Here is a 9,226-nt window from a genome sequence, read left to right on the forward strand (position 1 = left end):
GGCGGAGGATCAGCGGCGGCCGAGCCCGGCCATGCCCTCGAGGCGGGCCACCCGGTCCGCGGTCGGCGGGTGGGTGCGGAACAGGCCCGCCGCGGCGCCGCTCCGGAACGGGCTGGCGATCATGAGGTGCGAGGTGTTGACGAGCTTCTGGTCGGCGGGGTTCAGCGGCCGGGCGTTCGTGCCCATCTCGATCTTGCGCAGCGCGGAGGCCAGCGCGAGCGGGTCCCCGGTGAGCCGCGCCCCGTCCTCGTCGGCGTCGTACTCGCGCGTGCGGGAGACGGCGAGCTGGATGACGGTCGCGGCGAGCGGCGCCAGGAAGGCCAGGAGCAGCCCCACCAGGGGGTTGCCGCGGTCACCGCCCCGGCCGCCGCCGAAGATGGCCGTGAACTGCAGGAACTGCGCGGCCGAGGTGATGATGCCGGCCACGGCCGCGGCGATGGAGGACGTGAGGATGTCGCGGTTGTAGACGTGCATCAGCTCGTGGCCGAGCACGCCGCGCAGCTCGCGCTCGTCGAGCATCTGGAGGATGCCCTCGGTCACGCAGACCGCCGAGTTCGCGGGGTTCCGCCCGGTGGCGAAGGCGTTGGGGCTCAGCGTGGGGGCGATGTACAGGCGGGGCATCGGCTGGCTCGCCCGCTGCGACAGCTCCCGCACGATGCGGTAGTACCCCGGCGCCTGCTGCTCGGTGACCGGGATGGCGCGCATCGAGCGCAGCGCGAGCTTGTCGCTGTTCCAGTAGCTGTACGCCGTGGACGCCAGGCCGATCAGGGCGAAGACCCAGATGAAGGCGCTGCTCCCCGTACCGCTCGCCACGACCCATCCGATGGCCAGCAGCACCGCCCACAGGCCGCCGAGCAGCAGGACGGTCTTGAGCCCGTTGTTGTGGTGGTGCATCGGGAGTGCGGCTCCTTCGTGGACGTGGTGGGTCTTCCGTGGGGCACAACCCCGCCGGTGGCGCCGGTCTTCCCGCACGGGGGCGACGTCCAGGGACTTCCCAGCCCGCTCCGTGCAGTCCGCCGTCCGTCGCGGAGGCGGACGGCGCCCTCACCCGGCGGGCGTCGACTCCTCGGGGCCGGTCGGAGCAACGGGGCCGGCAGGTCCGGCGGCACCGGGCACCGTGGTGCCGGCGCCGCCCGCCGGGGTCGCCGTGGTGCCGGCGGCTCCGGGCGAGGCAGGGTCCCCGGGGGAGGGCGGCGCCGTTCCGGTGCCGCCGAGCCGCCCGGTGGCCTGCGTCGTCCCGTCGCCGAGCCCGCCGGAGCCCACCACGGTGACTCCGGCCAGCGCCGCGGCCGCGGCCAGGGCGCCGGCCCCGAGCAGCACCTTCCGGCCGCGCCGGGAGACGTGGACGGCCGCGAGGGCGCCGCCGGCCACGTCGGTGCCCGGAGCGGCGCGGAGCCGGCCGGCGCTCATCCGGCCTGCGGTCCGGACCAGTTCCACGATCTCGTCCGTCCGGACGTCCCACAGCGGCACGCCGGCGAGCACGGGCAGAAGCCACCCGCGCAGGCCCGCCTCGGTGTCCTGGAGGTACAGGTGGTCGGCCGCGCAGCGGGGGCACTCGTCGAGGTGGAACTGGACGGCCTGCGTGCGCTCGGCGGACAGGCCGCCGTCGGCGAAGGCGCCGAGGTCGGCCGCGCAGTCGGCGCAGCCGGGCAGCGTCGGCAGCTCCTGCCGCGCCCGGCGGTAGGCGGCCCGGAGTCCGGCGCGCGCCTCCAGGTGCAGCGCGGTGGTGGCGGACGGGCTCAGGCCCAGCACCGCCGCCGTCCGCCCGAGCTCGAGGGCCTCGATCTCGAGGTGCCACAGCACGGCCTGCCAGGCCGCCGGAAGGCCGAGATAGATGCCGGCGACCGTCTCGGCCGCGCTCCCCCGCTCGGGGCCGGCCCGGCCGACGACCGCGACCAGCCGGGCCCGCAGGAACGCCCCCGTAGGGCCGTCCTCACCGCTCTCGGCGCGGTCCTCGCCGAGGGTCTCCGCGAGGACCTGGTCGAAGGACGTGCCGGCCAGCTGCTCCGCGTCCTGACGGCTCGGCGTGTGGAGCCGGGCCACGACCACCGCGGTGTGCCAGTGCCGGTCGCGGAGGTCCGGAAAGGCGTCGGGCTGCTGCTCCCGCACCGCGGCGAGCAGCTCCTCGTCGGTGCGCGGTGCTCGCCCCTGGGCCGGGCCCTCGGTCGTGCGCGTCATGGGATCTCCGTCGGTCTCGGGAACGCTCGGTCACCGTGCGGTGCGGGCGACCCGGGAGCGGCGCCGTGCGGCCGTGGCCCCCGGCGAAGACGATGACGGCGCGCACGCCGACGGCGCGCGGCTTCTCCGACTGCGGACCCCCCGGTCCCCCGAGCCCATGGTAGAGCGCGGAGGCGGCGGGAGGCACGCCACCCTGTCAACGGGGGTTCCCTTTCGTAATACACGACCGGTGCGGCAGGGTTCTCCTCAGCGGTGTGCGCGGCCCTCCTCCGCCCCGCCGGCCCCGGATCGGGGCCCCCTTCCGTGCTGTTCCCGCTCCGCGCCGCGGCCGTTCCGACCGGCGTCCTGCCGGTTCTCGGCCCCCTTGCCCCGCCAGCCCTTCTCGCCCTGCTGCTGCCCGCTCCGCCGCTGGCGCTCCGACCTGTGCTCCGCACGCTGGCCACCGGGGGCGACGCCCGCCTGGTGCGCGTGCCGGCCCCGGGTGCCGGGAAGGGTGCCGGGGTCGCTCGGCGGCGCCGGCGTCCACCCCGGCACCGGCGCCTTGAGCGGTGCGGGACTGGCGGCCGGGGACGGCCGGGAGGGCATCAGCGACGGGATGGGCGCGGGGGCAGTCGTCTTCGCCGGTGCGGGGGGCGGCGCCGGGGTGCTCACGGGGACGTCCGCCCGATGCGCCGGCGGCGTGCTCGTCGACGATCCTCCGGACGGCGGGGTCTGCACGGCCCCGCCCGCCGACGCCGCTCCGGACGTCCCCGGCTCCACGCCCCGGCCCGCGGCCGCCCCGGACGCCGGTCGTTGCGCGCCCGTCACCTGGCGATCCGCCCCGGCGGACCCCGGCGTGCCCGCGGAGGATCCGCCGGCACCGGCCGCCGCGTCGGTCGCGGACCGCGCGTCGCCGCCGCTGCGGCTCGGACCGGCCGCGAGCGCCACGGACTCCTGTCCGGCACCGTTTCCGCTCTCACCCTGCTCGCCCGCGCCGTTGCCGCCGGCGCGGTTCCCGTCTGCGCCGGGCTCGCCGGCACCGTTCTCGCCCGTGCCCGCCGGCGCCTCGGCGGGGCCCCGGTCGACCGACGTCCCGTTCGCCCCGGCCGGGCCGTCCTCGGGCTCCCGCGCGGAGGCCCCGGCGTCGGACGCGTCGTCCTCGGCCTGCTCCGCCCGGGCCGCGCGGTCGTCCGCGCGCGGAGCCTCCAGGTCCTCGGCGGTGCGCGGCGCCTGCTCGGCGGCGAGGCTGTCCGCGGCCGGGACGGGATCTCCCCCGCCGGAGACGCCCACCGTGGCGACGACCGCGGCGGTCGCCAGGGCGCCGGCGCCCAGGAGGACCTTCGCGCGGCGGCCGGACCACGCGGAGGCACCCGCGCCACCGTCCGGCCGGGCACGGTGCGCCCCCGCCGCGGCACCGGCCGCGGGGGTGCCCGGAGCGCGGCCCGCCCCGACGGCGCCCGGCGCCGCCGCAGCGGCAGCGGTCCCGGCGCCGGCGATGAGATTGGTGAGCTCGAGGGACTCGGTGCCCCACAGCGGCAGACCGGCCAGCACGGGCAGCGTCCAGGTGCGCAGACCCGTCCCCACGTCCTGGCGGCTCAGGTACTCGGCGGTGCAGCGGGCGCACCCGTCGAGGTGCGCCTTCACGTCCCGCCGGCTCCGCTGCCCGCGGGTGCCCCGGACGAAGTGGGGCAGCTCGCCGGAGAACTCCGCACAGTCCGGTCCCGCCTCCCGGTCCGCCGCGGCCCGGCCGTAGAGCCCGCGGAGACCCCGGACCATGTCACGGTGCAGACCGGCGGCCGCGACCGCGCCGAGCCCCAGCGCCGCCGAGGCCCGGCGGGCGCTCTGGCCCAGCACCTCGGTGCGCCAGAGGAAACCCTGCCACTCGGCGGGCAGGCCGCTGAACACCCGGACCAGGGACGACGGGTCCGCCGGATCGTCCGGCAGCGCCACCGGCCGGGTGCCGCCGTCGGCCTCCCGCCCGACCATCCACACGACGAAGGCGCCGAGGAAGGCCCGGGGCCCGCCGCCCTCGCCGACGATCTGCTCGATCCGCCCGAGCGCCGCCGCGGCGACGCGCTCCGCCTCCTCCGGGCTGCCGGTCCGCGACCGGGCCACGGCGAGGGCCGTGCCGCGGTACCGCTCCCGCAGCGCCGCGAAGGCGTCGGCGTCCCCGGCGTGGGCGGCGTCGAGGAGGACGTCGTCGCGGGGTGTCTCCGAGTCGCCGGAGGGGCCGTGCGGGCGGGCGTGGGCAGGACGCGTCATGTCTGTCTCCGTGGTGGTCGCGGTCGTTCGGGAAGGAAGAGCTCCAGGAACGTCCCGTTCGCACCGCGGGCGCGCGCCACGACGACGGCGCCGGACCCCCATCCCCCCGAACATCGTAGGCGCAGGTCAGAGGCGGGTGAAAGCCGGTGACCCGCGGTGCGACCAGAATGGTCACGCGGGGTTGACCCGCGTGAGCACACGGCGGGGCCGATCCGCCCCACTATTGTGAGTTCATCGTGATAACGCTACGGTGGGAGGATGCAGACCACGGAACGCCCCGCACCGGACACCGCCCGGGCCGCCGCGTGGTCGGACCTGCTGCGTTCCCACGGCCGCCGGGTGACCAAGCAGCGGCTGGCCGTCCTCGACGCGGTGGACCGTCGACCGCACTCCACCGCCGACGAGGTCCTCGCCGACGTCCGCACCGCCCTGCCGGCGATCACGCTCCAGTCCGTGTACGTGGTCCTCTCGGATCTCACGGCCGTCGGCATGCTCCGCAAGTTCGAGCCGCCCGCGTCCCCCGCCCGGTACGAGACCCGCACCGGGGACAACCACCACCACGCCTACTGCGTGCGCTGCGGAACGGTCGCCGACGTCGACTGCGCCGTCGGCCACACCCCCTGCCTGACGCCCTCGGAGCACCACGGCATGCAGCTGCTCACCGCCGACGTCGTCTATCAGGGCATCTGCGCCGACTGCCTCGCGGCCGCCCCGGCTCCCGCGCAGGTCTCCCCCACATCGGGCTGACCGGCCGGTCCGGTCTCAGCCGCGCCCGTCCGCGACCGGCCCCTGCCGTCCGTCGGGAGACCCCGCCCGGCCCGTCTCCGTCCCGTGCTGCGCGTCCGCGCCGGCCCCGGCGTCCGGGGCATCCGGGACGGATGCGGACCGTCCGCCGTCCTGGGCCCCTGCCGTGCTCTCCACGAGGGCCAGGAGCTCCCGGATCTGCTCGGCGGTCAGCGTGGCGACCGGAGGACGCGCGTTGATGCTCACCTTCCGTGCCCCGGCGTCGAGGGCGAAGCGCAGCACCTGGCGAGCCGGGGCGGAGCGGACCTCCAGGCCGGTGTCCAGCACCGCGATCTCGGGCGCGGACGTGAACAGCATGAGGGTGTCCGGCGCGGCACCCTCCTCCTTCGGCTTCGCGTAGACGGGCACGGCCCGCCCCTCCTGCACGCGGGCGCCGAGCAGGAGCACCGCCTCCGGGGCCAGGAGCCCGGCCAGCAGCTGCGACATGTTGTTCTGGAGCATCGCGGTCTTCACGGCGTCGTTGCGCGGCGCCCGCATCGCCCATTCGACCTGGGGCCGGCTGATCCGGCAGCCCCGCTGGGCGGGGTCGATGACCAGGTGGTCGTGCTGCGGGTCGTCCGCGAGCATCTTCAGGACCTTCACGGCGGACTCGCGCAGCAGCACCGGCTTGCCGCCCTCGGGGTGGTGGCGGTCGAACATCGCCTGGGCCTCCGCCGCGGAGGTGTAGGCCGCGAGCGAGCGCGTGCCGTCCGGCTCGCCCAGGGTCTGTACGCGCAGGGTGGACTCCGGCCCCACGGCCTCTCCGCCCGGGCCCGGCACGAGGTCGCTGGCCGTGACGTCGAGCAGCAGGGAGCCTGCCATGCACTGGCGGATGACCTCGATCATCGCCCGGTTGTCCGGGGTGCTCACGAACCGGTCGACGGCCGCCCGCACCTGGGGGTGGACGACGCCGTCGGGGTCGGCCGGCTGCTCGGCGCCCGGGGCGAGGGCGGGCAGCTCCACACCGGCCCGCTGGGCGAGCCCGGCGGCCCAGGCCGGGATCCGGGCGCGGGTGCGGGGGAAGCGCTCGAGGTGCGCCAGGACGTCCTCGGCCGTGAACGGCCCCTCGGTCCCCCACTGACCGGGCTCGCCGTCGAGGTCGTAGGTCCCCCCGATCCGGTGCGTCGGCTCGGGCCAGCCCTCGGCGAGGATCACGACGGTGGCGGTGAACCACGTCCCGTGCCCGGGGACGTGGACGTCCTCCCGCAGCCGCTCGATCGCGGGGAGCACGGCGCTGTCCTCCTTGATGGGCCCCGCCGTGCCGGGCACCACCTCCTGGCCCAGCTGCTCGCGCACCCGCAGGTGCACGCGCCCGCCCTGGACCTTGAGGTCCACCACCATCCGGTCCCACCCCGGCTCCGTGCGCAGCACGGAGAGCACCCACGAGCCGATCGTGTCCAGCAGCTCCTGCCGGGCCGCTCCGGGGGTCGGGGTGGCGGGGGTCTCGCTCATGCGGTGGCTCGTTCCCGGCCCGCGAGGGGCCTGCTCGGGTCGTGGTGGACGCGGGGCGGGCAGGGGTCCGGCCGCGGCGCCGCCGGGCCCGGAGGTCTCGCCCCCACCCTACCCAAGCGGTCCCGGGCCGCGGCCGGGGCACCGGCCCTCCGGCGCCCCGCCGGCGCACGCCGGGGAGCCCGCCGTGATGCTCCCGAGTCCGCGAGGGTTGCTAGCCTGGACGCATGACGAAAACGCTGCAGGACCTGATCGACGAGTCGATCTTCATCTCCACCGAGTACCAGGCCAGACTGGCCGAGCTGACCCAGGGCGCCGGGTGGGACGTCGACTTCTCCGCGCCGGCGTTCACCCTGCAGACCGAGCCCCCCGTGACCCTGACCCCCTACCTGCTGGGCACCGAGTCCGCCTCCCGCGGCTCCTGGATCTGGTCCTGGCAGGAGCTGGGCCACTTCCCGGCCGAGGTGGTCTCCGCCGCGGTCCAGGCCCGCGAGGCCGGGGAGCGGCTGGGCGTGGACGAGCTGTCGACCGACGAGCTGCCCGTGGCGGAGGGCCTGGCCCGCCGGCTGACCCTCGCGGCCAAGGCGGTGACGGGCGTGTACGCGCACTACCCGGCGGGCGCGGGCGGCGGCGTCACCGCGTGGCTGCTGCTGGACGGTCCCGAGTTCGAGCTGCCCGAGCTCACCGTGGAGCGGATGATGCGGGTCATCGCCGAGGCGCTGACGACGGACACCGCGGTGGACCACAACCTCGCCGTCGACTCCTACGCCAAGCTGCGCGGCGCCCACATCGAGTGGGACACCGAGGCCACGTGCGTGGTGACCGTCCGGGACGGCGCGCAGCGGTTCTGGTTCGACGACCACCAGATCTCCGGTGTCGAGCCCGCCGAACCTGCCGTGGGCCCCGAGGTCCTGGTGGACCTGGCGGCCGACGCCCGGGACCGCGCCGCCCTCCTCCGCGAGGACCGCGCCGCCGCCGAGGCCACGGCCGCCCGCCAGGAGGCCGAGCCGCAGCGCGCGCCGGCGCCGGCGCAGGTCCCGGTCCCCGACGAGGCCCCGCAGGAGCAGCCCGAGCCGCTCGAGGTGCCCGACTTCGTCGAGACGGAGCACGTGCGGGAGCAGCCCGAGCCGGTCGAGCAGCCCCGGGAGGCGGAGGAGCCGGTCGCCGCGCCGGCGGCCGCCGAGGGCGATCTGCCGTTCGACCAGGAGCCCTCGGACCGGGACGTGCGCCCGGGACGGGTGAGCACCACGGTGGTCCCGGGCCGCGAGCCCGTCCGGCCGGGCGACCGGGAGGCGCCCGAGCCCGTCGCCGCCCAGCACCGGGAGCCCGTCGCGGAGCCGGTCGAGCACGAGGTCGAGCGCGACGTCGAGCGCGAGGTCGTGGCCGGTCCCGGTGTCCCCGGCAGCGCCGGGACGGAGCCCGTGGTGGAGGGCGAGGAGACCGCCGAGGAGGAGCAGGGCGAGCGGAAGAAGGGCTTCTTCAGCCGATTCTTCGGCCTCTGATCCCCGGCGGTACCCTCGAGCGTGACCGCATACAACACCGCACCCGGCCCGGAGCCCGACGAGCAGTCGAGGACCCGGGCCGGTGTGCTGTCCGGATTCGCCGCCTACGGGATCTGGGGGCTGCTCCCGCTGTACTTCGTGGCCCTGGAGCCGGCCACGCCGGTGGAGATCGTGGCGATGCGGGTGCTCTTCTCCCTGGTCTTCTGCCTGGTGCTGCTGGCGCTCACCGGCCAGCTGCACCCGCTGGGCCGGGCGCTGCGCGCGCCGCGCACGCTCGGGGCGCTGGCCGTGGCCGGGGTGCTGATCGGGGTCAACTGGCTGCTCTACACGGTCGCGACGACCACGGGGAACACCCTGGAGGCCTCCCTCGGCTACTTCATCAACCCGCTCGTGGCCATCCTGCTCGGCGTGCTGGTGCTGCGGGAGCGGATGCGGCGGCTGCAGTGGACGGCCGTGGGGATCGGGTTCGTGGCGGTCGTGGTCATGGCCGTCTTCTACAGGCAGGTGCCGTGGCTGTCGCTGGGGCTGGCCTTCTCCTTCGGCTTCTACGGCCTCGTGAAGAACAGGATGGGCGGGTCCTACCCGGCCATCGTGACCCTGACCGTCGAGACGATGGCGCTGACCCCGGTGGCCGCGCTGGTCGTGGCGCTGCTCGGGGCGGACGGCCGGCTGACCCTGGGCACCGAGGGCCCCAGCCACCTCCTGCTGATGCTCTCCTCGGGCGTGATCACGGCGGTGCCGCTGATCCTCTTCGGGGTCGCCGCGACGCGTCTGCCGCTGAGCACCGTGGGCATGATCCAGTACGTGGCGCCCATCGGGCAGTTCCTGCTGGCCGTACTCGTCCTGGGCGAGCAGATGCCCCCGGAGCGCTGGGTCAGCTTCTGCTTCGTGTGGCTCGCGGTGCTGCTGCTCGTGCTGGACGCCGTGCGCGCCCCGCGGGCGCGCCGCGGCTGAGCGCACGCACGGCGGGACCGGTTCCGCGCTCCCCGGTGAGGGGCGTCCCGGCGGCCCGGCCGGGCGGCCGCCGCACCGGAGCCCGGGCGCAGGTCCCCGACGTGCGGAAGGGCTCCCGG

The 9,226-nt window shown here is 76.4% G+C and carries 7 protein-coding genes; 3 read left to right on the forward strand and 4 right to left on the reverse strand.

The window, feature by feature from the left end; genetic code table 11:
* Positions 1 to 9 precede the first annotated feature (9 nt).
* From htpX to ACFU0Y_RS15230, 3 genes are all read right to left on the reverse strand, one after another.
* Complete coding sequence (gene htpX, locus ACFU0Y_RS15220) at positions 10 to 894, reverse strand: zinc metalloprotease HtpX (RefSeq protein ID WP_380215369.1); 885 nt, start codon at positions 892 to 894, stop codon at positions 10 to 12.
* A gap of 150 nt (positions 895 to 1,044) precedes the next feature.
* On the reverse strand, positions 1,045 to 2,178 hold the full coding sequence (locus ACFU0Y_RS15225; protein ID WP_380215370.1) for a zf-HC2 domain-containing protein: 1,134 nt from the start codon (positions 2,176 to 2,178) through the stop codon (positions 1,045 to 1,047).
* 246 nt (positions 2,179 to 2,424) lie between these two features.
* On the reverse strand, positions 2,425 to 4,419 hold the full coding sequence (locus ACFU0Y_RS15230) for a zf-HC2 domain-containing protein (RefSeq protein WP_380215371.1): 1,995 nt from the start codon (positions 4,417 to 4,419) through the stop codon (positions 2,425 to 2,427).
* A gap of 258 nt (positions 4,420 to 4,677) precedes the next feature.
* Between ACFU0Y_RS15230 and ACFU0Y_RS15235 the strand changes: the two genes are divergently transcribed.
* Entirely contained in the window at positions 4,678 to 5,166 is a 489-nt protein-coding gene (locus ACFU0Y_RS15235; RefSeq protein WP_380215372.1) for a Fur family transcriptional regulator, read from the forward strand.
* Between the two features lie 15 nt (positions 5,167 to 5,181).
* Here the strand turns inward: ACFU0Y_RS15235 and ACFU0Y_RS15240 are convergent, their stop codons facing one another.
* Positions 5,182 to 6,654 carry an SseB family protein gene (locus ACFU0Y_RS15240; RefSeq protein ID WP_380215373.1) on the reverse strand — a complete coding sequence of 491 codons (1,473 nt, stop codon included), beginning with the start codon at positions 6,652 to 6,654 and terminating at the stop codon, positions 5,182 to 5,184.
* Positions 6,655 to 6,878: 224 nt separating this feature from the next.
* Between ACFU0Y_RS15240 and ACFU0Y_RS15245 the strand changes: the two genes are divergently transcribed.
* Both ACFU0Y_RS15245 and rarD read left to right on the forward strand, forming a co-directional pair.
* Entirely contained in the window at positions 6,879 to 8,153 is a 1,275-nt protein-coding gene (locus ACFU0Y_RS15245) for a DUF6882 domain-containing protein (protein WP_380215374.1), read from the forward strand.
* A 21-nt stretch (positions 8,154 to 8,174) separates the two neighbouring features.
* Entirely contained in the window at positions 8,175 to 9,107 is a 933-nt protein-coding gene (rarD, locus tag ACFU0Y_RS15250) for an EamA family transporter RarD (protein WP_380215375.1), read from the forward strand.
* Positions 9,108 to 9,226 lie beyond the last annotated feature (119 nt).

The organism is Kocuria sp. NPDC057446 (genome assembly GCF_042802875.1).
Taxonomy (GTDB): Bacteria; Actinomycetota; Actinomycetes; order Actinomycetales; family Micrococcaceae; genus Kocuria.